This window comes from Micromonospora cathayae (assembly GCF_028993575.1).
GTDB classification, from domain to species: domain Bacteria; phylum Actinomycetota; class Actinomycetes; order Mycobacteriales; family Micromonosporaceae; genus Micromonospora; species Micromonospora cathayae.
This window is the reverse complement of record NZ_CP118615.1, coordinates 4,002,853-4,023,251: the sequence shown is the minus strand read 5'-3', so window position 1 is coordinate 4,023,251 and position 20,399 is coordinate 4,002,853. Positions and strand designations below refer to the sequence as shown.

Below are 20,399 nucleotides of genomic sequence, written 5' to 3'. Positions count from 1 at the left end.
ACGGCCTAGGGGGGCGGCGGCCGGCGTTTCTCCGGCGGAACGGGGCCTGGCCGGGGAAATCTCCCCGCCGGCGCGTGGCGGAACGCTCCCACCGAGCGGAACGGGCGGGATCATCATACGACGCGGGACGCGTTTGTGTTGCCCCGTCGACGCGAAGAGTGATCACCGGGCCGGCGGGTCGTGGGCGAGCACGTCGAGCAGGAGCGCGGCGGTCCAACTGAACCCGGCCGAGCCGAGCCCCGCCCCGGTCTCCGGATGGAAGTACTCGTGACAGCCGGCCCCGGCCACCAGTCCGATCATCGACTCCCGCAGCCCGGCCGCCAGCTCGGACCGCCCGTGGGTGAGCAGGCCACGCCAGAGCAACCAGTTGAGGTTCATCCAGCTCGGGCCGCGCCAGTAGCGCAGCGGCGCGAAGTCGGCGGCGGTCCGGTCGTGGCTGGGCAACGGTCGCGGCATCCGTCCGGCCAGACCGAACCGCGGCGAGACCGCCTCGGCGACGATCGCGTCCACCTGCGCGGCGGGCAGGTCGGGCAGCACCAGCGGGACCAGGCCGAGCGCCGTCCGGGCCGGCACCAGCCGGTCGGTGCGCAGGTCGCGGGGGCGGAAGGTGCCGGTGAGCGGGTCGTACAGCCGGGTCACCAGCGCCTCGGTGATCCGGGCGGCCCGGTCCCGGTGCGGCCCCGGGTCCGCGCCGATCTCGGCCGCGATCGCGGCCAGGGCGTGCTCGGCGAGACCGGCCACCGCGTTCAGCAGCGGGCACTCCACCAGGAACGGATGCCGTCCGACCAGGTCGTCGTCGCGGTACCCGCCGTCACGGTAGGACACGACGAGCGTCAGGTAGCGGGCGTAGTCCAGGTCGGTGGGGCGGTGCGCGGCGTCGACGTGCGCGGTGTCCACCCGCCGGTACGCCCCGGGCGCGCCGCCGCCGGCAGCCCTGCCCGTGCCACCGCCGTTGCCGTTGCCGATCCCGCTACCGGCTTCGGTGCCGGCGGTGGCGGTGCCGGCGGTGGCGGTGGTGGTGGCGGTGTCTGCGGCGGTGGCGGTGGTGGCGGTGGCGGCCTGGGCGGCCAGCAGCACCGGGTCGGCCGGTACCGCGGCCAACGGCACGTCCCAGGCCGGGCTGTTGTCCACCCCGGACTCCCACGGATGCACCAGGCAGGCCAGCCCACCCCCGCCCACGTCCCGGGTGACGGTGAGGTAGCGCTGCTGGGCGACCAGACCGGGGTAGAGCCGGCGCAGCGCGGCGCGGGCCTCGTCCGACGGGGCCGACCGGTACGCCGACCAGGCCGCCGGGGCGTGCACCGGTGGCTGCACCAGGCCGGAGGTGGCCGGCGCGGCCGGCGCTCCCCGGACGGCGGCCGAGTTCCACAGCCGTGGCCCCGGGAAGTACGCCCCGTCGGCCGTCCTCGGGTCGAACACGATGTGCGGCACCCGCCCGTCGACCCACTGGGCGCGGAACAGGCTGCGCAGCTCCCGCCAGGCCCGGTCGGGACGGACGTGGGCCCACCCCACCGCGACGAACGCCGAGTCCCAGCTCCACTGGTGCGGGTAGAGGGTCCGGGAGGGCACCGTGTGGTCGTGCTCCCAGTTGGCGTCGAGCGTCGCCACCGCGAGCGCCCCCAGGTCATCGGGGACGGCCCGGCCAGGGAGACCACACCAGTCGACCATGTGTCACATCCTGTGAGCGCCAGACCTCAGCATAGACGAATAAATCGTGATAGATATTTCCGGTTTGCCGGCCGTCGCCCGCCGACCGGACGACGGGTGCCGGTACGGTGCGGGCATGGGAGAGCCGACACGCTGGGCGACCGACACCGGGGCCGGGCATTCACGGTGGTACGTCGACCGGTTCCGCCGGATGGCCGCCGAAGGCGCCGACCTGGCCGGCGAGGCCCGCCTGCTGGACGCCCTGGTTCCGCCCGGCGCACGGATCCTCGACGCGGGCTGCGGTCAGGGCCGGGTCGGCGCGGCGCTCGCCGAGCGGGGACACACCGTGGTCGGGGTGGACGCCGACCCGGTCCTGATCGAGGCTGCCCGTACGGATCATCCGGGGCCGACCTGGCTGGTCGCCGACCTGGCCGAGCTGGACCTGCCCGGGGCGCCGTTCGACGCGGCGGTGCTGGCCGGCAACGTGATGACCTTCGTGGCCCCGGACACCGAACGCCAGGTGCTCCGGCAGGTCGCCGCCCAGCTGCGCACGGACGGGGTGCTGGTGATCGGCTTCGGCACCGACCGGGGGTACCCCCTCGCCGACTTCGACGCCGACACGGCCGCTGTCGGGCTGCACCGGGAGCACCGCTTCGCCACCTGGGACCTGCGCCCCTGGCGGGCCGACGCCGACTTCGCGGTCACCGTGCTGCGGCGGCCCGCCGACGGCGTCCACCCCACCGGCGCGGCCGGTAGCTGACCGGGCCGGTCACGGGACGTTCCGGGCCGCCTCCGGGTCGAGCGGGCTGCCGGCCGGGACCAGGCTGACCAGGCCGGCGGGCAGCCGGACCGGCCGGACCCGGGCGTAGCCGAGCATGCCGAGCACCTCGGTGGAGGACACCACGTGCCGGCGCCCGAGGTCGGTGACCACCGAGACGGCCCCGCCGGTCGCGCCGGGCGCGGCAGCCGACTCGACCACCGCGCCACGCCCCGGCTCCACCACCACGTGGTCGGCGACCACGGCCGACGGGCTCTCCGCCGTACCGGCCCCGGTGGCAGCGGGCAGGTCCGGCGCGGTCACGCCGACCCGGACCTCGCGGACCCCGCCGTCGTCCCCCACCTGGCCACAGATCGCGCCGCCCTCGGGACGGACCAGCCGGGGTGGGCTGGCCGGTGGCGCGCCGCCGCCGGACGGGACGAGGTCGGGCAGCTTCGGCAGCCGGGCGAACCGGCTCAGGTTCAGCGGTTCCGGCTCACCCTGCCCGGTCCGGACCAGGAGCAGACCGGCCTGCAACTCGGTGATGCCGGCGAGCCCGTCCCGGTCGACCACGACGTACTGCCGTTCCCCACCGGAGTTGGTGACCAGGTAGACGTCCCCGATGTCGGCGTCGGGCACCTCGTCGGAGGGGTCGCCCAGGTCGGGCAGGTCCAGTGGGGCCAGGTCCGGGCCGGCCGGCAGGGTGTCGAGCAACGCCGGGGCCGCCGGCACCGCCCGCTGCCGGGTGGTCGCCAGCGCGGCCAGCACCCGGTCGACGTCCCGGAGCCGGTACCGGTGCTGGTGCCAGACGAGGTACAGGCCGCCGTCGGGGTGCCGCAGCAGCACGGCGTCGTCACCGAGCGGCCGGCCGTCCCGGGCGGCCGCCCCGACCAGCAGCGCCGAGCGGGGCGGGTCGCTGTCCGCCCCGGTGACCGAACAGACCGTCCAGGGCGCGGTGGTGAGGCGGCCGGCGGCCGGCAGCGAGTCCGGGGCGTCGGGTATGCCCAGCGGTAGTCCGCGCGGCACCCCGTCGATGGACCGGCGGGAGACCAGCACGGTCTTCGGCTGGTCGGCGCCGATGATCAGCAACGCCGACGCGTAGTTCGACACCGGATGGAGCTTGCCGTCCCGGTGCACGAACCGGGCTCCGGACTCCTTCTCGACGATCACGGCCCGGTCGTCCCGCCACTTCGAGCCGCCCCCGGCGAACAGGCCGTAGAGGGCGGCCCCGCCGAGCACGATCGCCGCGACCAGCACGCTGGCCAGGGCCGCGCCGGCCAGCCGGCGGAACGGGGAGACCGCCGGGTCCGTCTCCCGCATGACCAGGGCGGCGACCGCCCGCTGGACGGTGAACTGGTACGAGTGGAGCTGATCCTGCCGCGACGGCATGCCTACCCTTCCCCGTGGTCGGTCGGGCCATAGGATAAGCCTCCGGCCGGCCCGTCGAGGGCGGCCGTCGCGCGCTGCGGCCGGTCCCCGGCCGGGAAGTGGGGAACGTGGCCGCTCGTTTCGAGGAACTCGCCTGGCGGGAGACCCCGATCGGGGAGATCAGCCTCCGCCGTCGCCGCGACCCGCTGCTCGACGTCGAGGTGTACGAGGTCAAGCTCGACGACGAGTACCTGATGTCGAGCCTCTTCCCGGTGGCGGAGATCGAGCTGGCCCGACTCGGTCTGGCCTGGTTGCCGGACCCGGGCGCGGAGCTGGACGTGGTGGTCGGCGGGCTCGGTCTCGGCTACACCGCGCGGACCGCGCTGGCCGACCCCCGGGTGCGGTCCCTGCTGGTCGTCGAGGCGATCGAGGACGTGATCGACTGGCACCGCCGGAAGCTGCTCCCGTTCGCCGCCGGGCTCGCCACCGACCCTCGGAACCGGTTCGTACTGGCGGACTTCTTCGCCGTGGTGGCCGGCGAGGGGGGTTTCGACCCGGATGCGCCCGGTCGCCGGTTCCACGCCGTCCTGCTCGACGTCGACCACTCGCCGCGCCAGGTGCTGCACGCCAGCCACGCGCCGTTCTACACGGCCGACGGGCTGCGTCGGCTCGCCGGTCACCTGCATCCGGACGGGGTGTTCGCGCTCTGGTCGAACGACCCGCCCGACGACGGTTTCCGGCGTACCCTCGACGCGGTCTTCCGGGACACGGAGGCGCACGTGGTCAGCTTCGCCAACCCGTTGCAGGGCGGCGAGTCGACCAACACCGTCTACCTGGCGCGCCGGTAGTCCAGGGCGGCCCGCTCCGACGCCCTGCGGCCGTCGTCCGGACCACCGCCGGGTCGTCCGGTGCCGCGACGATCGTCGGTCCGGCGTCCGGTGTCCGGGTCCCGGGGGCCCACTCCTCGACTGGTGTCCGGTTGTGGGGCTGATGTCCGGATATCCGGCCCCGGTCGCGGGCCGCCAGCCGGAATGACCCGCCCCCCGGACCGGTTGTACATGGTCCAGACGCGAGCACCAGGCCCCCACCCCCGCAGCGCGACCACCCCCCGAGGGTGGAATGCGCGCCGGCCCGGACTCGTTACACCCTCCCGACGCCCCGAGCACCCCGGCGTCACCCCGACCTTCCCCCCGCGCCACCCAGCGGTCCCCCACCCCGGGGTCGACCCCAACCGCGCGGGCATCCCCCCGGCACCACCCCCGACGGAAGAGGGAGTCACCATGACCACCATCATCCGTAAGACCGCACTCACCATCGCCGGCACCGCCATCATCGGCGGCGCCATCGCCGCCCCCGCCGCCGCCTTCGCCGGCAGCCCCACCACCGACCGCCCCAACGGCGGCCGGGAACTGAGCATCCGCTACGAAGCCCAGCCGAACTTCTACTACTGCGGACCCGCCGCCGCCCGTAACGCCCTCACCGCCATCGACAAGAACCCCAGCGTCGACGAAGCCGCCCGACACATGGGCACCACCGAGGCCGGCACCAACTCCGCCACCGACATCACCCGCTACCTCAACAAGGAAACCGGCAACAAGTACCGCACCATCGAGATCCCCACCCCCAAGGCCGACGACAAGCAGACCGACACCCTCCGCGCCGACATCATCAAGACCGTCAACGACGGACGCGCCGTCGTCGCCAACATCGCCGGCACCACCACCGACACCAACGGCACCCCCCACTCCTTCGAAGGCGGCCACTACATCAGCGTCGTCGGCTACCGCGACAACGGCCACACCGTCAAGATCGCCGACTCCGCCAACCCCAACCAAGCCTCCTACTGGATCACCACCGACAACCTCGCCGACTGGATCGCCACCCGCGGCTACTCCACCAGCTGACCCCGAACACCAACCCACCACGGGCCGGCCCCCACCACCAGGGGCCGGCCCGTCGCCGTACTCGGTGGGCATACCGGACCGCCGCCGGGGAAGTCACCGCCGACCGTGCCGTCCGCGCAGACATCAGGAGGCCAGCCATGCGGACACTGCTCGTCGTCGTCGGGGTCATCGCCGCCGCGCTGATCCTGCTCGGACTGCTGCTCGAAGCCGCGCGCTGGCTGATGATCATCGGCGCGGTGGCCCTACTCGCGGTGTTCGTGCTCGCGGTGGTCAAGAGCCGTCGGGTGCTGACCCGGCAACACTGACCGACCACCACTAGACACATGAACCCTGCTTCGTGAATAATCAGTCGTAATTCGAGGGGGAGTACCCGCCACCGGACGCGTCGCCGTCAGTACGGACCCACCCGGGTCCCGGCCACGCGGGCCGCCGCAGCGGCGGTCCGGGGAGACCTTCGACCCGTACGCCGGCCACCGCGCCGGCCCGGTCGGAGGGAGTCCGCACCGTGTCCGTGTCCGTACCCTGGTGGGCCTGGCTGGCCCTCACCCTGGCCATCGCGGCGATGCTCGCCGTGGACCTGTTCCTGCACCGCGACAACCACGTCATCGGCTTCCGCGAGGCCGCCGTCTGGTCGGGGGTCTGGATCGCCGCCGGCCTGGCCTTCGGCCTGCTGCTCTGGGCCTGGCAGGGAGGGGAGGCCGCCGGCACCTACTACGCCGGCTACCTGATCGAGAAGGCGCTGTCGGTCGACAACGTCTTCGTCTTCGCCCTGATCTTCACGTACTTCGCGGTGCCCGCCGCCTACCAGCACAAGGTGCTCTTCTGGGGCGTGGTCGGGGCGCTGCTGTTCCGGCTGGTGTTCATCTTCGTCGGCGCGGAACTGCTGGAGACGTTCTTCTGGACCGCCTACCTCTTCGGCGCGTTCCTCGTCTGGACCGGCTGGAAGATGGCCTTCAAGCACGACCAGGAGATCGACCCGGACCGCAACCTCGTGGTCCGGGCGGTCCGCCGGGTCGTCCGCACCGACGCCCGGTACCACGGCGACCGGTTCTTCACCCGGATCGACGGCCGGCGGACGGCCACCCTGCTCTTCGTCGTCCTGATCGCCGTGGAGGCCACCGACCTGATCTTCGCGATCGACTCGGTCGCCGCCGTCCTGGCCATCACCACCAGCACGTTCATCGTCTGGACCGCCAACGCCTTCGCCGTGCTCGGCCTGCGCAGCCTGTACTTCTGCCTGGCCGGTCTGCTGCGCCGGTTCACCAAGCTGCACTACGGGCTGGCCGTCCTGCTCGCCTTCGCCGGGATCAAGCTGATCCTCTCCGAGACCCCGGTCGGCAAGCTGCCCATCCCGGTCACCCTCGGCGTCATCGTGGTGACCCTGGCCGCCTCGATCCTGTGGAGTCTCGCTGCCACCCCGGCCGCCACCACCCCGGCCGCCGCCGGGACCGACCCGGACCGGACCCGGCCGGGCGGATGACGCCCCGGCCCGGCCGGGGACCGTCGTCGCCCGGCCGGGCCGGCCCCCGGCCGCTCCGGGGCCGGGAACGGCTACGACAGCGGCGGCCCCAGGCGCAGGATCGGCCGGGCCCGGCGCCGGTCCAGCCAGTGCGGCTTCGGGGGATCAGTCGGGTCGCCGCCGAGGAACAGCTCGACCGCGATCAGCGCGAAGAACCCGGCTCCACTGGCGATGTTGCGGATCCGACCCGGCTCCGGAGCCCCGACGGGCAGCACCGTCTGCGCCCACCGCCACGCCGCCCAGGCGACCATCGGATCGGAATGCCGCCGACCGGACCGGCTGAGCGCCAGTACCTCCCGGCGGGTCTGCTTCGGCAGCCGCCACCAGGCCCGCAACGCGCCGAGTCCGGCGGGCTCCTCCGGCGTGGACGCAGCCGGTCGATCGTCGGTGCTCACGACGGCACAGCATAGGGTCCGGGGCCGGCCGGGTCGTCGTCGCCCGACCGGCCGCCGGGTCCACCGATCTCCGCCAGGACCCGGCGCTGGAAGGCACGGGCCTGCGCGCCGTCGGGCGGCGTGCCCCCGCTCCGGGCCGCGATGGACCGCTCGATCACCTCGGCCGGCCAGCCGGTACGCAGCAACCGCCGGCCGGCCCCGACCTTCGGCAGCCACTCGCCGTCCCGGAACCGCACCAGCGACCGGCAGGCGCCGAGCACCGCGTCCCCGGCGCCCGGCGCGGGACCGGTGCCGTCCGGCTGCGGCCGGGCCAGCCACCACCGGAGCGCGTCGACCAGCAGCCGACGCAGGTCCGCCGGAGCCGGATCGGTGAACGCCTCGGCGGCGGGTGGCCCGAACAGGGTCTGCCCGTGCTGGTGCAGGATGCTGCGGTCCAGGCCGTACCAGAACAGCCCGTCGGCGGCCGGCCGGTCGTGGCCGGCCACACTGGCCCGGAAGGGCAGCCCCGGCCCGGTGTTCAGTTCGAGGTCGAAGCCGGGCTCCGGGGTGCCGGACCGGGCCACCGCCGTGCGGTAGAGGACGAGTTCGAGACCACGCGCCGGGCAGGGCAGGGCCTCGTGCCGCAGCCTCGCCACCAACTCCCGGCCCCGGGCCGACCCCGGGGCCTGCGCGCAGAGCAGCGCCACGTCGATGTCGCTGCGCCCCGGCTGGTACGCGTCCAGTGCGACCGAACCGGCCGCGTATCCGCCGACGAGGTTGCCGCCGAGGACGTCACGGGCGACGTCGACCAGTTGCCGGAGGTAGTGCCGCACATCGGGGTCCATGCCGCATTCTGCCCGATCGGATCCGCGGGCGACGACCCCCACCCGGGGGCTGCGCGTACCGACGGTAGGGGCGAGAATACCGATTGGCGCGAATATCTCCGACGCACCACGGCAGGCCACGGGAGGACTGCGCGATGACGGCTCGCCTCGAACCGACGACGGTCGCCGGGGTACCGCCCGGTTTCCGGGTCGGCCGCACCCCGCTGGGCTGGCACCGGCACGTCACCGGGCCGGCGGTGACGGTCGACGACGGGCGCACACCGTCACCGGTCCCGCAGTTCCCCCGGCACGCCGGCCGCCCCCGGCCGTACCGGACCACGGTCACCTAGCCCGCGGCGCGACGACGGGTCGTCCCGGCCCGGACACCCGCCGGGCCGGCCGGGGTGTCGACCCCGACCGTCCATGATGGTGGGTGGTACCGGGCGGGACCGGCACCAGGCCGGTGGCCGGCCCGACGTCGTGCCGACCACCGTGGGCCGCCCGGCGCCGGCAGGTCAGCCGCGCCGGCTGCCGCGTCCGGTCGCGGCACCAGCTGCCGCCACACGTCTGACATCCAGGAGGCGTCATGGAGACCAACTGGTCGATACGACTCGACACCGAAGCCCAGACGCTCGGGGACCGCGCCGCGACCCGCCTCCGGGAGCTGATCCACAGCGGAGTCTTCGCGCCCGGCCAACAGCTCCCCGCGGAGCCGGAACTGGCCCGGCGGCTGGGGGTGAGCCGGCCGACCCTGCGCGCGGCCGTCGCCGAACTGATCGCGGATCTCCTGCTGGTGCGCCGGCGGGGCGTCGGCACGTTCGTCGCGACGACCCCCCATCCGGCCGACGGCCTGGAGCGGCTGGTCGGCACCGGGCGCGGCATCGCGCTGCTCGGCCGCCGGCCGGGCACCACCGGGCTGCGGGTGCGGCACGTCGTCGCGGACCGGTCACTCGCCGGGGACCTGCGGATCGACCCGGGCGATCCGGTCGTGCACATCAGCCGTACCCGGACCGCCGACGGCGTTCCCGTGGTGCACTGCGCCGAGTGGATTCCGGCGGACCTGCTGCCGGACCCCACCGCGCTCGACGGCTTCGGCACCCGGGACTCGCTCTACGACGTCCTCGCCGACCTCGGGCTGCCGGTCCGGCAGGCGGTCGCCCGCTTCGTGCCGGTGCTTCCCGACCCGGACCTGCGCGACCGCCTGGACGTCGCGCCCGACGTCCCGGTGCTCCTGCTCGAACAGCGGCACTTCCCGGCCACCCGGGCCGACCGGATCGTGTTGTTCAGCCGGAACTGGTACGACACCCGGCGGATCGACCTCCAGGCGATCCGCCGGGGGTGACGCCGGCTCAGCCGGCCGTCGCACCGTCCCGCCGCCCCCGACCGCGGGTCACGCCGGCCCGCCGGGCCGAGGGTCGACGCTGACGGAGGTGGGCTCCGCGACCGACACCGACGGAGACCGGTCCACGATCGACGCCCCACGGAGCTGGGACGGCGGCCCGGATCTCCGCGGACTACGCCGCGGACCCCCGGGTGGAGCGCTGCTCGTACGCCCGGCGGGCGTCCCGCAGCTCGTCGAGGTGGGCGGCGGTCCAGTCGCAGCAGGTGCTCATGAGCTCCAGCAGGGCATGTCCCAGTGGCGTGAGTTCGTACTCCACCCGGGGCGGCACCTCCGGGTAGGCGGTACGCGTGACCATCCCGTCACGTTCCATCGCGCGCAGCGATTCGGTGAGCACCTTCGGCGTGATGCCCGGTAACGGCACCTGCAGTTCCGAGAAGCGGCGGCGCCCGGTTTTCAGGCAGGCCAGGATCTTGCCGGTCCATTTGTCGCCGACACGGACCGGTGACGGGCCATCCACACACTCCGCGAACATGGCCGGGTCAAGTGGCTCGCTCACTCTCTCCAGCCTACGTAACTACCGTTGCGGGAACCAGGGTGTCGCCGGCTAGCGTTCGGCCCATCGGCCGGGGACGGTTCCCGGTCATGGCGAACGGAGTATCCACGGTGAGCAGGATCGTCGTCTTCGGTGCCGGTGGCAGGGCTGGTCGTCGGGTGGTCGCCGAGGCCGTCTCGCGCGGCCACCAGGTGACCGCGGTCGTCCGGGACACCGCCACGTACGCCGCGCTGGCCGGCGACCAGGTGACGGTCGTCCGGGGCGACGTGACCGATGCCGACAGCGTGGCCGCCGTCGCCGCCGGCCACGACGCCGCCGTGCAGGCCGCCTACCAGTCGGGCCTGCCGGTCGACGAGTACTTCAGCCGCGCCGCCCGCGCGCTGGTCGAGGGGCTGGGCCAGGCCGGCGTCGGCCGGCTGGTGGTCGTCGGGATCGGGACCAACCTGGAGGTCGCGCCGGGTGTGATGGTTCACGACACGCCGAACTTCCCGGCGGAGGGCCGGATCTTCTCCCTCGGCCACGTCGCCGAGCTGGAGGTCCTGCGCAACGCCGACACCACCGTCGACTGGGTGGTCCTCGCCCCGCCGCCGGCCGTCCTCGACCACGAGGCCGAGCGCACCGGCCGCTACCGCACCGGGGGCGCCCAGGTGCTGCCCTCGGAGCAGGGCGCCCCGGCCTTCTCGTACGCCGACCTCGCCGTCGCTCTGATCGACGAGATCGAGAACCCGAAGCACCACCGCTCCCTCGTCGCGGTCGGCTGACCGGCACGCGGGTCGGCAGCGACCAGCCCCGGCGCGGACGTCGTCCAGCGAGGTCGACGGAGCGGTGGCGACCGCCCGGTCCGGACCGGGCCCCGGAGACCGGACCGGTGCGGGCGAGCATCCGCCCCGGCCGGTCAGCCCACCAGCGAGGGCTCGGACATCGCCGCCGGCCGGTCGTCCAGCGGGCGGTCGTCCACCGGCCGGCGGACGGCGGACCGGTTCGGCAGGGACAGCCGGATCACCTTCCACCAGGCGGACGCCACCTGCCGGGGCAGCGAACCGGTGGTGTACGACAGCCCGTACCGGTCGAAGATCTTCCGCACGTCGGGGGCGATCTCCTGGTAGCGGTTGCTCGGCAGGTCGGGGAAAAGGTGGTGCTCGATCTGGTGGGAGAGGTTCCCGGCCATCAGGTGCAGCAGCCGGCCACCGCTGATGTTGGCGGAGCCGAGCATCTGCCGCAGGTACCACTCGCCCTTGGTCTCCCCCTCGATGGAGGTCTTCTCGAAGGTCTCCACCCCGTTCGGGAAGTGCCCGCACATGATCACCGAGTGGCTCCACACGTTGCGGACCAGGTTCGCGGTGAAGGTGGCCGCGAGAGTGCTGAGGAACGACGGTCCGGACAGCAGCGGGTGCACCACGTAGTCCTTGAGCACCTGGCGGCGGATCTTCCGCCCGACGGCCCGCAGCCGGGTGCGGAAGACCCGGTCCTTCGTGGTCTTCTCCTTCAGGTGCCGGCCCAGCTCCAGGTCGTACGCGGCGATGCCGTACTCGAAGAAGCAGGCGTTGAGCAGGTTCCACAGCGGCTGGCCGAGGTGCATCGGGTGCCAGGGCTGGTCCTCGTCGACCCGCATGATGCCGTAGCCGAGGTCGTTGTCCCGGCCGACCACGTTGGTGTACTTGTGGTGCAGCTCGTTGTGGGACTGTTTCCACTGCTCGGCCGGGGAGACGTGGTCCCACTCCCAGGTGGTGGAGTGGATCTTCGGGTCGCGCATCCAGTCCCACTGGCCGTGCAGGACGTTGTGCCCGATCTCCATGTTCTCCAGGATCTTCGCCACCGCCAGCCCGGCGGTCCCCACCACCCAGGCCGGCGGGAAGAGCGAGAACAGCAGCACCACCCGGCTGCCCAGTTCCAGCTTGCGCTGGGTGCCGATGACCCGGCGGATGTACGCGGCGTCCCGTTCGCCGCGGCTGGCGATCACCCGGTCCCGGATCGCGTCCAGTTCGGCGGCGAGCGCCTCGATGTCGGCCGCGCTCAGGTGCGCGATCGGGTTGTGCGGCTTCCTCTGGATCACGGTCATGTCCGCAACTCCCGTCACAGGTCGATGTCGCAGGGGCCGGCCGCCGCCGACACGCAGGTCTGGATGAGTACGCCGTCGCCGGGCAGCGCGGTGGTCGTCTCGCCGGTCCGCAGGTCACGTACCGCGCCCTGGCGCAGCGGCACCACGCAGCCGAAGCAGATGCCCATCCGGCAACCGGAGGGCATCAGCACACCGGCGTCCTCCCCCGCGTCGAGCAGCGCGGTCGCGCCGTCGGCGGACACGGTGGTCCCGGTACGGGTGAAGGTGACCTCGCCGCCCTCGCCGGGCGCGATCACGGTCGGCCGGAACCGCTCGGTGTGCAGCCGGTCGGCGACCCCGCCGGCGGCCCAGTGCGCCTCCAGGGCGTCGAGCAGACCGATCGGGCCGCAGGCCCAGGTCTGCCGGTCGAGGTGGTCCGGCACGAGGGTGCCGAGGGCGGCCGGGTCGAGCAGCCCGTCGGTGTCGGTGTGCCGTTCGACCAGCCGGACGGCGCCCCGGGCGGCGAGGTCACGCAGCTCGGTACCGAAGATCACGTCGTCCGGGCCGGGCGCGGAGTGCGCCACCACGACGTCGGCCCCGGCCAGCGCGCCGGAGCGGAGCATCCCGACGACCGGGGTGATGCCGCTGCCGGCGGTGACGAACAGGACCCGGTCCGGCACGGTCGCCGGGAGGACGAAGTCCCCCTGCGCCTGGTCGAGCTGCACGATGGTGCCGGGGCGTACCCGACGGACGAGGTGGTTGCTCACCTTCCCGTCCGGGATGGCCTTGACGGTGACGGTGAGCTGCTGGTTTCCGGGTCGGGGCGGGGAGGTGAGGGAGTAGGCGCGCCACTGGCGGACCCCGTCGACGTCCACGCCGAGGCGGACGTACTGCCCGGGGGTGTGTCCGCGCCAGTCCCGGCCCGGCCGGATCACCAGGGTCGCGGCGTCGCGGGTCTCCGGACGGACGGCGACGATCCGGCCGCGCAGGTCCGCCCCGGCCCGCAGCGGGGCGACGAGGTCGAGGTAGTCGTCCGGCAGGAGCGGGGTGGTGACCGCCCCGGCGAGCCGCAGGAGCCGGTCCCGGAGCGGCACCCGGGTGGACGGGTGCGGGACGGTGGTGGTCATGTCACCATGGTGACCGCCCCGTACGAATAAAATCTTGGCTGGCCGAGGTGAAAGACCACCCCCTTCTTGTGCGGAGAGAACAACCGATGGCGGAGAGCTCCCGCGCCACCCGCGAGGCGGCCCGACTCGCCCTGGACGAGCAGGTGGCCCGGGCGTTGCAGGCCCGGCTGCCGATGATCGCCGAGCGGACGGTCACCGCGATCACCGCCGAGGTGCCCAGCTACTCGGGCACCCTCACCGGGCAGATGCGCGACAAGATCTCCAACGCCGTGCAGATCGCCCTGGGCACCTTCCTCAACCTGCTGGAGCACGCCCAGGGCACCGACCCGAGCACCCCGCTCACCCCGGCGCTGGAGGCCGCCTACGCGCTCGGCAGCGGGGAGGCCCGCTCCGGGCGGAGCATGGACGCGCTGCTCGCCGCGTACCGGATCGGGGCCCGGGTGGCCTGGCGGGAGATGTCCACCACCACGGTACGCAGCGGGCTCTCCGCCGCCACCGTCGCCGAGTTCGCCGAACTGCTCTTCGCGTACATCGACGAGCTTTCCGCCGCCAGCGTGGCCGGGCACGCCGACGAACTGGCCAGCGCCGGACGGGCCCGACGGCGCAACCTGGAACGGCTCACCCAGCACCTGCTCGCCGCCGAGCCCGAGGAGGTGCTGCTGGCCAGCGCCCAGCGTGCGGACTGGCCACCGCCGCAGACCCTGACCGCCGTCCTGCTGCCCCGGGCCAATCTCCGCGCCCCGCTGGTCCTGCTCAGCGCGCAGACCCTGGAGGCCAGCGAGGACCTGCCCGGGACGGAACCGGACGAGGAGACCGCCGTGCTGCTCGTACCGGACATGCACGGGACCCGGCGTCGGCAGCTCGCCCGGGTACTGCACGGACGCCGCGCGGTGCTCGGACCGGCCCGCCCCTGGACCCGGGTCGCCGTGTCGTTCCGGCGGGCCAGCCGGGCGCTGGCCCTCGGCATCACCGAACCGGCCGACGGCGCGCCGCTGGACACCGAGGAACACCTGGCCGAACTGATCCTCGGCACCGACCCGGAGGGGCTCACCGACCTGCGCGCCCGCGCGCTGGAGCCGCTGTCGGCGCTCCCGGCGGCCAGCGCCGCCCGGCTCGCCGACACGCTGCGGTCCTGGCTGCTGCACCACGGCCGCCGGGACGACGTGGCGGCCGACCTGTTCGTCCATCCCCAGACCGTGCGGTACCGGATGGGCCGGTTGCGGGAGCTGTACGGCGACCGCCTCACCGACCCGGCCAGTGTGCTCGAACTGACCCTCGCCCTGGCCTTCCCACCGCCGCCGGAGTAGCCGGGGCACCCTCGTCAGTCGTCGGCGGGCGGGAGGGTGAACCAGACGGTGGTGCCGCCGACGGGCGGGACGGTCAGGCCCACCTCGCCGCCGTGCGCCGCCACGATGCCGGCCACGATCGCCAGGCCCAGACCGCTGCCGCCGCCCCGTCCCGGTTCCCCCTGGGCGAACCGGTCGAACGCCCGCGCGGCCAGGGCCGCCGGGAGGCCCGGACCGGTGTCGGTGACCCGCACCCGGACCCCCTCGGCGGCACCGACCACCTCGACGGTGACCGTGGCGTCGGGCGGGGTGTGGGTACGGACGTTCGCCAACAGGTTCGCCAACACCTGGCGTAGGGCGTGCTCGTCGCCGGTGACCGGCGCGGCGGCGGGGACACGCAGGGTCGCCGGGCGGCCCGGCTGCACCGCGAGCAGGTCCGCCAGCGAGTCCCGGGCCAGCACCGCCAGGTCGACCCGGTCCCGCCGCAGTTGCGGTTCGGCGTCCAGCCGGGCCAGGTAGAACAGGTCGTCGAGGATCCGCCCCATCCGGACCGCCTCGTCCTCGCTACGGGCCAGCACCTCCGCCCGACGGTCCGGCTCGATCATGTCGTGCCGCAGGATCTGCAGGTAGCCGCGGATCGAGGTCAACGGGGTCCGCAGCTCGTGTGAGGCGTCCGCGGCGAAGTCCCGCAGCCGCTGCTCGGAGCGGGTACGGGCGGCGATGGCGGTCTGCAACCCGGTGAGCATGCCGTGCACGGCGAGGGTCAACCGGTCCACCTCGGTACGCGGGTCGCCGACCCGGACGCCGTGCAGCGGCACCTGCCGCTGGAGGTCGCCGTCGGCGATGGCGGTGGCGGTCGCGGTGATCCGGTCCAGTGGTCGCAGTCCCCGGACCAGCAGCAGCCGCGCGCCGGCCGCCAGCAGGAGCAGCACCGCCGTACCGCCGACCAGTTCGACCAGGACGAGCCGCTGCACGGTCTGCCGGACCGGGGCCAGCGGCAGCGCGATGAGCACCACCGTGTCGTCGGCGCGTACGGTCACCGCTCGCCACTGTCCGGCCAGGTCGACCGGGGCGGAGACCCCGCCGGTGGTCGGTGCCGCCAGCTGCTCGATCAGCGGGGTGGCCGGTGGCGGGGTGGCCGAGATCCGGGTGAGGGTGCCGTCCGGATGCCGGACCTCCAGCAGGTAGTCGGAGGGGGCGACCGCCGCCCGGACCGCGCCGCCGGGGTGGCCGGCGAGCAGGCCGACCCGCGAGGTGACCACGGCGGCGGCCGAGCGGAGCTGGTCGTCGGTGCGGTGGATCAGGTACGACCGCAGCGCGAGCGCGCTGACCAGACCGGCGGAGAGCAGTGCGAGCGCGGTCAGACCGACCAGGCCGAGCAGCAGGCCACGGCGCAGCGGCAACCGGTTCACCGGGCTGTTCCGGGGCGGGTGGCCGGCCGGTGGCCGCCGGTCACTCCGGTGCCCGCAGGACGTAGCCGAAGCCCCGCCGGGTCTCGATCAGCGGCGGCCCCAGCGGGTCGAGCTTACGGCGCAGATACCCGACGTACGTGTCGACGACGTTGGAGACGCCGTCGAAGTCGTACCGCCAGACCGCGTCGAGGATCTGGGCGCGGGACAGCACCCGTCCGGGGTTGAGCATCAGGTGGCGCAGCAGCTTGTACTCGGTCGGGGAGAACGCCAGCAGGTGCCCGGCCCGGCGCACCTCGCAGGTCTCCTCGTCCAGTTCCAGGTCGGCGTAGCGCAGCACACCGGCCGCGGTGGGGCCGGCGGCGGTGCCGATCCGGCGCAGCACCGCCCGGACCCGGGCGAGGAGTTCCTCCACCGAGAACGGCTTGGTGACGTAGTCGTCCCCGCCGTAGGTCAGGCCGGCGACCCGGTCGCGCGGGGCGTCGCGGGCGGTGAGGAAGACGATGCCGACCTCGTGGCCGGCGGCCCGCAGGGCCCGGCACACCTCGAACCCGTCCCCGTCGGGCAGCAGCACGTCCAGGACGACCAGGTGCGGCCGGCTCTCGGCGGCGCGGCGCAACGCCTCGGCGGCGGTGCCCGCGGTGACCACGTCGAAGCCGTGGAACCGGAGCACCGTGGCGAGCATGTCGACGATGTTGGGCTGGTCGTCCACGACCAGCACCCGGACGGCGGTGTTCATCTCGCCCCCGATCAGACCACGGTCGGCTGGGAGTTGGATGAGAGTCCGGTGGACGCCGCCGCCGGCCCGTCGGTTCGCCCCTCGATCCCGGCGGCCGGCCCGTCCGTCAGGTCCTCTCCTCGACCCCGACGGACGGGCCCGTCCGTCGGTCCCCCTCGATCCCGGCGGACGGGCCCGGCCGCCGGTCCCCCTCGACCCGGGCGGGCGGGTCCGGGCGGCCGGTCAGGTCCCGGTGACGCCCACCGGGGTCCGGTCCCGCTCGACCCGGCGGCGACGGCGGGGGTGCCACCAGTTGGCCCGGCCGAGCAGCGCCATGGTGGCCGGCACCAGCAGTCCCCGGACCACGGTGGCGTCCACGGCCACCGCCACCGCCATGCCGAGCCCGAACATCTTGATCACCGGGTCGGTGTGCAGCACGAAGCTGGCGAAGACCGTCACCATGATCAGCGCCGCCGAGGTGATCACCCGCCCGGTGTCCGCCAGCCCCAGCCGGACCGCGGTCCGGTTGTCGCCGGTGGCCCGCCACGCCTCCTGCACCGCGGTCAGCAGGAACACCTCGTAGTCCATGGACAGCCCGAAGAGCAGGGCGAACAGCATCATCGGCAGGTAGCTCTCCACCGGCACCGGGCCGGACAGTCCGGTCAGCTCCACCCCCCATCCCCAGGCGAAGACGGCGGTCAGCACCCCGTACGCCGCGCCGATCGAGACGAGGTTCATCACGGCGGCCTTCACCGCGACGACCGGGGCGCGGAACGCGACGTACAGCAGGACGGTGGAGAGCCCCACCACCACGCCGATCACCCAGGGCATCCGGTCCCGGACCCGGTCGGCCAGGTCGACGCGGGTGGCGGTGGCCCCACCGACGTGCACCTCGACCCCGTCGACGCGTACCTCCCGCAGCGTGTGGACCAGCCCGGCGGTGGCCGGGTCGCTCGGGGCCGTCCGGGGCTGGACGCTCACGGTCACCACCCGCCCGCCGTCGGCCAGGCGCGGCGGCCCGACGGAGTCGACGTCGGGGGCGGCCCGCAACTGTTCCACCAACCGGCCGAGTCGGGGGTCGGTGTCGGCGGTGGCCGCCGGTTCGAGCGCCGCGACCACCGTCAGCGGGCCGTTGACACCCGGCCCGAAACCGGCCGCGAGCAGGTCGTGGCTGGTCCGGGTGGCGCTGCCGGGCGGGTTGTCGCCGGCGTCCAGCTGGCCGAGGGTGAGGGTGGTGGCCGGGGCGGCGAGCACCGCGAGGAGCACGGTGGCGAGTACCGCCCAGCGCCACGGGTGGCGGGTCACCCGGTCGGCCTGCCGGGCCCAGCCGGAGGCCCGCCCGGCGGGCAGCGGGCCGGGGGTGGCCGCCGGGCCAGAGGAGGCCGCCGGACCGACCGTAGTGGCCGGGCCGGACGAGGCCGCTGGGCCGACCGCGGTGGCCGGGCCGGTCGTGGCCGGCGGGCCGACCGGCGTGACCGGGCCGGAGCAGGCCGGCGGGCCGACCGGGGTGGGCAGCGGGTCGGCGTGGTCAGGCGGGGTGGGCGGGCGGCGGAGCCGCAGCCGGTCGATCCGGGGGCCGAGCACCGCGAGCAGCGCCGGCAGCAGGGTGACCGCGCCGAGCACCGCGACCACCACCACCAGGCCGGCGGTCCAGCCCAGGGTGCCGAGGATGGGCACCCCGGCCACGGCGAGCCCGCCGAGGGCGATGACCACGGTGCCGCCGGCGAAGACCACCGCCGCGCCCGCGCTGGTCATGCTCTCCACCAGGGCCACCGGTGCGGGTGTGCCGGCGGCCCGCAGCGCCCGGTACCGGGTGATCAGGAACAGCGCGTAGTCGATGCCGACCCCGAGGCCGATCATCGTGGCGAGGTTGCCGGCCACCGCCGGCACGGCCACCAGGTGTCCGGCCAGGCCGACCGCGCTGAGCGCGCAGACCAGGGTGAACAGGGCGGTGACCAGCGGCACCGCCGCCGCCACCAGGCCACCGAAGGCGAGGACCAGTACGACGGCGGCGACCGCCAGACCGAGCAGTTCCGAGGTGTGGGTGCCGCCCCGTTCCGCCGCCACGGCGAACGCCCCGCCGGGCACCGTCTCGACGCCCGCCGCGCGGGCCGGTTCGGCCGCGTCGGTGACGGCCCGGCTCAGCGTCTTGTCCACGTCACGCTGCCGCAGGTCGAGCCGGACGGTGAGGTACCCGGTCCGGCCGTCGGCGCTGAGACTGCCGGTCCGGGCGTCCACCCCGTCGACCCGGGTCACGTGCGGCACCGCGGCGATGGCGTCGGCGGCCCGGTCCAGTGCCGCCTGCCGGGCCGGCTCGTCCAGCCGACCGGAGTCGACGTGCACCACCACCTGCCCGGTGCTGCCCGTCCCACCGCCGTCCCGTTCGCTCAGGTCCCGGGCGACCTGGGCGTCGCTGCCGGGCAGGGCGACGTCGTTGTCGACCGGCCGGCCGAAGGCGGCGACCGCGCCGACCAGCGCCACCGCCAGGACCAGCCAGGCGAGCAGCACCCGCCAGGGTCGCCGGACGCACCAACCGCCCAGCCGGGCCAGGGTCCGGTGTATCCGGCTGTCGGGTCGGGCGTGCATCAGGATCCTCCACAGGTGCCGCCGCGGTGGCCGTCGCCGGCCCCGCTCATGGTCAGGTCGTGTCCGGCCAGCCGTAGCCGCAGACCGTCGTCGACGACCTCGACGGCCTGCCAGGCCAGGCCGGTCGGCAGGTCGGGCAGGGGACGGGAGAGGTCGCGGCCCCCGGTGATCCGGTCCACGATCCGGCTTCCGGCGGTGCGGCGCATCCCCATCACCTCGATCTCGGTGGGGGTGACGGTGAGGGCGCCGGCGTCGACGGCGGGCCGGGCGAGCACGGTGACCGGGAGCTGCTGTCCGGCCAGCGGAGCGGTGGTCTCGATGGCGAGCAGGCCGTCCGCCGCCCGGTAGCGCACCGGACGGCCGGCCACCTCGGCGGGCAGCGCGTCGAAACCGACCCGCACCGCCACGGTCAGTCCGCCGACCCGGGTCGGCTGGTCGTCGGGGAGCCGCACGTCGGAGAGGGTGGCCTCCACCAGGGCGGCCCGCAGTTCGCCGCGCCGCACGTCACGTGCCTGGACGCTCAGCCGGCCCACCCGCCCGGCGAGCAGGTCGGGCAGTACCGGGAAGCCCTGCACCCGCACCCGGGGCGGTCGGTCGAGGTCCGCCAGGCAGGCCAGTCGCCCGGCCAGCCGCTCCGCCGCCGTCCGGGCCACCCACCGGTCGGCGGCGACCGCGACGGACAGCGCCGTCACCACCAGGATCGTCACCAGGGCGGCCAGTCGCCGCCGGTCTCTCAGCCATCGCACACCCCGAGCAGATCAACCACGGCTGGGGGTGCCACCCGAGGGCGATGAGAGAACGATGAGAGGTGCCGCAGAGTTCGCCCAGCAGCCGACGGCATCGACAAGCGTTGACGTTCGAGGTGTTCGGTCCGTATCGTGCAGGTCAGGAAAGCGCTTTCCGATACCAGCTCCCGGCCCCGCCGATCCTGCCTTTCCGCCCCGTCC

20 protein-coding genes are annotated in these 20,399 nt (G+C 74.4%); 9 read left to right on the top strand and 11 right to left on the bottom strand.

Annotation, left to right across the window (positions count from 1 at the left end):
* Window positions 1-162: 162 nt before the first annotated feature.
* Window positions 163-1,668, bottom strand: coding sequence for an MGH1-like glycoside hydrolase domain-containing protein (locus PVK37_RS18445; protein ID WP_275028705.1), 1,506 nt, complete (start codon window positions 1,666-1,668; stop codon window positions 163-165).
* Between the two features lie 115 nt (window positions 1,669-1,783).
* On the opposite strand from PVK37_RS18445, the gene PVK37_RS18440 reads away from it, so the two are divergent.
* Window positions 1,784-2,407, top strand: coding sequence for a class I SAM-dependent methyltransferase (locus tag PVK37_RS18440; protein WP_275028704.1), 624 nt, complete (start codon window positions 1,784-1,786; stop codon window positions 2,405-2,407).
* Between the two features lie 9 nt (window positions 2,408-2,416).
* Here PVK37_RS18440 and eccB read toward each other — a convergent pair whose 3' ends face one another.
* On the bottom strand, window positions 2,417-3,793 hold the full coding sequence (eccB, locus tag PVK37_RS18435; protein ID WP_275028703.1) for a type VII secretion protein EccB: 1,377 nt from the start codon (window positions 3,791-3,793) through the stop codon (window positions 2,417-2,419).
* A gap of 107 nt (window positions 3,794-3,900) precedes the next feature.
* On the opposite strand from eccB, the gene PVK37_RS18430 reads away from it, so the two are divergent.
* From PVK37_RS18430 to PVK37_RS18415, 4 genes are all read left to right on the top strand, one after another.
* Window positions 3,901-4,620: a polyamine aminopropyltransferase gene (locus PVK37_RS18430; protein ID WP_275028702.1), complete on the top strand. Its 720-nt coding sequence runs from the start codon at window positions 3,901-3,903 to the stop codon at window positions 4,618-4,620.
* Between the two features lie 432 nt (window positions 4,621-5,052).
* Window positions 5,053-5,676 (top strand): C39 family peptidase, encoded by a 624-nt coding sequence (locus PVK37_RS18425; RefSeq protein WP_275028701.1) that lies wholly within the window; start codon window positions 5,053-5,055, stop codon window positions 5,674-5,676.
* Window positions 5,677-5,813: 137 nt separating this feature from the next.
* Window positions 5,814-5,981, top strand: coding sequence for a hypothetical protein (locus PVK37_RS18420; protein ID WP_275028700.1), 168 nt, complete (start codon window positions 5,814-5,816; stop codon window positions 5,979-5,981).
* Between the two features lie 206 nt (window positions 5,982-6,187).
* Window positions 6,188-7,156 carry a TerC family protein gene (locus PVK37_RS18415; protein ID WP_275035165.1) on the top strand — a complete coding sequence of 323 codons (969 nt, stop codon included), beginning with the start codon at window positions 6,188-6,190 and terminating at the stop codon, window positions 7,154-7,156.
* Window positions 7,157-7,227: 71 nt separating this feature from the next.
* Here the strand turns inward: PVK37_RS18415 and PVK37_RS18410 are convergent, their stop codons facing one another.
* Both PVK37_RS18410 and PVK37_RS18405 read right to left on the bottom strand, forming a co-directional pair.
* Complete coding sequence (locus PVK37_RS18410) at window positions 7,228-7,590, bottom strand: hypothetical protein (protein WP_275028699.1); 363 nt, start codon at window positions 7,588-7,590, stop codon at window positions 7,228-7,230.
* Window positions 7,587-8,414 carry a nucleotidyltransferase domain-containing protein gene (locus tag PVK37_RS18405; protein WP_275028698.1) on the bottom strand — a complete coding sequence of 276 codons (828 nt, stop codon included), beginning with the start codon at window positions 8,412-8,414 and terminating at the stop codon, window positions 7,587-7,589. Before PVK37_RS18405 ends, PVK37_RS18410 begins: the two co-directional genes overlap by 4 nt.
* A 134-nt stretch (window positions 8,415-8,548) precedes the next feature.
* Here PVK37_RS18405 and PVK37_RS18400 point away from each other — a divergent pair, with 134 nt between their 5' ends.
* Together PVK37_RS18400 and PVK37_RS18395 are read left to right on the top strand one after the other, a co-directional pair.
* Complete coding sequence (locus PVK37_RS18400) at window positions 8,549-8,743, top strand: hypothetical protein (protein WP_275028697.1); 195 nt, start codon at window positions 8,549-8,551, stop codon at window positions 8,741-8,743.
* A 236-nt stretch (window positions 8,744-8,979) separates the two neighbouring features.
* Window positions 8,980-9,735 (top strand): GntR family transcriptional regulator, encoded by a 756-nt coding sequence (locus PVK37_RS18395; protein WP_275028696.1) that lies wholly within the window; start codon window positions 8,980-8,982, stop codon window positions 9,733-9,735.
* Window positions 9,736-9,907: 172 nt separating this feature from the next.
* Here PVK37_RS18395 and PVK37_RS18390 read toward each other — a convergent pair whose 3' ends face one another.
* The gene (locus PVK37_RS18390; protein ID WP_275028694.1) at window positions 9,908-10,291 is read right to left on the bottom strand and encodes a winged helix-turn-helix transcriptional regulator; all 384 of its coding nucleotides are present in this window, start codon (window positions 10,289-10,291) and stop codon (window positions 9,908-9,910) included.
* Window positions 10,292-10,398: 107 nt separating this feature from the next.
* Here PVK37_RS18390 and PVK37_RS18385 point away from each other — a divergent pair, with 107 nt between their 5' ends.
* Window positions 10,399-11,049, top strand: a complete 651-nt coding sequence (locus tag PVK37_RS18385; protein ID WP_275028693.1) for an NAD(P)-dependent oxidoreductase — start codon at window positions 10,399-10,401, stop codon at window positions 11,047-11,049.
* A 134-nt stretch (window positions 11,050-11,183) separates the two neighbouring features.
* On the opposite strand, the gene PVK37_RS18380 is transcribed toward PVK37_RS18385, so the two are convergent.
* Together PVK37_RS18380 and PVK37_RS18375 are read right to left on the bottom strand one after the other, a co-directional pair.
* The gene (locus PVK37_RS18380) at window positions 11,184-12,347 is read right to left on the bottom strand and encodes a fatty acid desaturase family protein (protein ID WP_275028692.1); all 1,164 of its coding nucleotides are present in this window, start codon (window positions 12,345-12,347) and stop codon (window positions 11,184-11,186) included.
* A gap of 14 nt (window positions 12,348-12,361) precedes the next feature.
* Entirely contained in the window at window positions 12,362-13,453 is a 1,092-nt protein-coding gene (locus tag PVK37_RS18375; RefSeq protein ID WP_275028690.1) for a ferredoxin reductase, read from the bottom strand.
* 86 nt (window positions 13,454-13,539) lie between these two features.
* On the opposite strand from PVK37_RS18375, the gene PVK37_RS18370 reads away from it, so the two are divergent.
* A complete protein-coding gene (locus PVK37_RS18370) occupies window positions 13,540-14,760 on the top strand; it encodes a PucR family transcriptional regulator (protein WP_275028689.1) in 1,221 nt (406 codons plus the stop codon).
* A 14-nt stretch (window positions 14,761-14,774) separates the two neighbouring features.
* Here PVK37_RS18370 and PVK37_RS18365 read toward each other — a convergent pair whose 3' ends face one another.
* The 4 genes from PVK37_RS18365 to PVK37_RS18350 all read right to left on the bottom strand — a co-directional run bounded on the left by PVK37_RS18365 (window position 14,775) and on the right by PVK37_RS18350 (window position 20,198).
* Window positions 14,775-16,151 carry a HAMP domain-containing sensor histidine kinase gene (locus PVK37_RS18365; RefSeq protein ID WP_275028688.1) on the bottom strand — a complete coding sequence of 459 codons (1,377 nt, stop codon included), beginning with the start codon at window positions 16,149-16,151 and terminating at the stop codon, window positions 14,775-14,777.
* 40 nt (window positions 16,152-16,191) lie between these two features.
* Window positions 16,192-16,887, bottom strand: coding sequence for a response regulator transcription factor (locus tag PVK37_RS18360; RefSeq protein ID WP_275028687.1), 696 nt, complete (start codon window positions 16,885-16,887; stop codon window positions 16,192-16,194).
* Window positions 16,888-17,109: 222 nt separating this feature from the next.
* Entirely contained in the window at window positions 17,110-19,452 is a 2,343-nt protein-coding gene (locus PVK37_RS18355) for an MMPL family transporter (protein WP_275028686.1), read from the bottom strand.
* Window positions 19,452-20,198, bottom strand: coding sequence for an LmeA family phospholipid-binding protein (locus PVK37_RS18350; protein ID WP_275028685.1), 747 nt, complete (start codon window positions 20,196-20,198; stop codon window positions 19,452-19,454). Before PVK37_RS18350 ends, PVK37_RS18355 begins: the two co-directional genes overlap by 1 nt.
* Window positions 20,199-20,399: the final 201 nt, after the last annotated feature.

Bases quoted from the DNA above. Each gene is read 5' to 3' on its own strand.
- PVK37_RS18445 (WP_275028705.1), bottom strand. From the start codon at position 1,668: ATGGTCGACTGGTGTGGTCTCCCTGGCCGGGCCGTCCCCGATGACCTG.
- PVK37_RS18440 (WP_275028704.1), top strand. From the start codon at position 1,784: ATGGGAGAGCCGACACGCTGGGCGACCGACACCGGGGCCGGGCATTCA.
- eccB (WP_275028703.1), bottom strand. From the start codon at position 3,793: ATGCCGTCGCGGCAGGATCAGCTCCACTCGTACCAGTTCACCGTCCAG.
- PVK37_RS18425 (WP_275028701.1), top strand. From the start codon at position 5,053: ATGACCACCATCATCCGTAAGACCGCACTCACCATCGCCGGCACCGCC.
- PVK37_RS18420 (WP_275028700.1), top strand. From the start codon at position 5,814: ATGCGGACACTGCTCGTCGTCGTCGGGGTCATCGCCGCCGCGCTGATC.
- PVK37_RS18405 (WP_275028698.1), bottom strand. From the start codon at position 8,414: ATGGACCCCGATGTGCGGCACTACCTCCGGCAACTGGTCGACGTCGCC.
- PVK37_RS18400 (WP_275028697.1), top strand. From the start codon at position 8,549: ATGACGGCTCGCCTCGAACCGACGACGGTCGCCGGGGTACCGCCCGGT.
- PVK37_RS18395 (WP_275028696.1), top strand. From the start codon at position 8,980: ATGGAGACCAACTGGTCGATACGACTCGACACCGAAGCCCAGACGCTC.
- PVK37_RS18380 (WP_275028692.1), bottom strand. From the start codon at position 12,347: ATGACCGTGATCCAGAGGAAGCCGCACAACCCGATCGCGCACCTGAGC.
- PVK37_RS18375 (WP_275028690.1), bottom strand. From the start codon at position 13,453: ATGACCACCACCGTCCCGCACCCGTCCACCCGGGTGCCGCTCCGGGAC.
- PVK37_RS18370 (WP_275028689.1), top strand. From the start codon at position 13,540: ATGGCGGAGAGCTCCCGCGCCACCCGCGAGGCGGCCCGACTCGCCCTG.
- PVK37_RS18360 (WP_275028687.1), bottom strand. From the start codon at position 16,887: ATGAACACCGCCGTCCGGGTGCTGGTCGTGGACGACCAGCCCAACATC.
- PVK37_RS18355 (WP_275028686.1), bottom strand. From the start codon at position 19,452: ATGCACGCCCGACCCGACAGCCGGATACACCGGACCCTGGCCCGGCTG.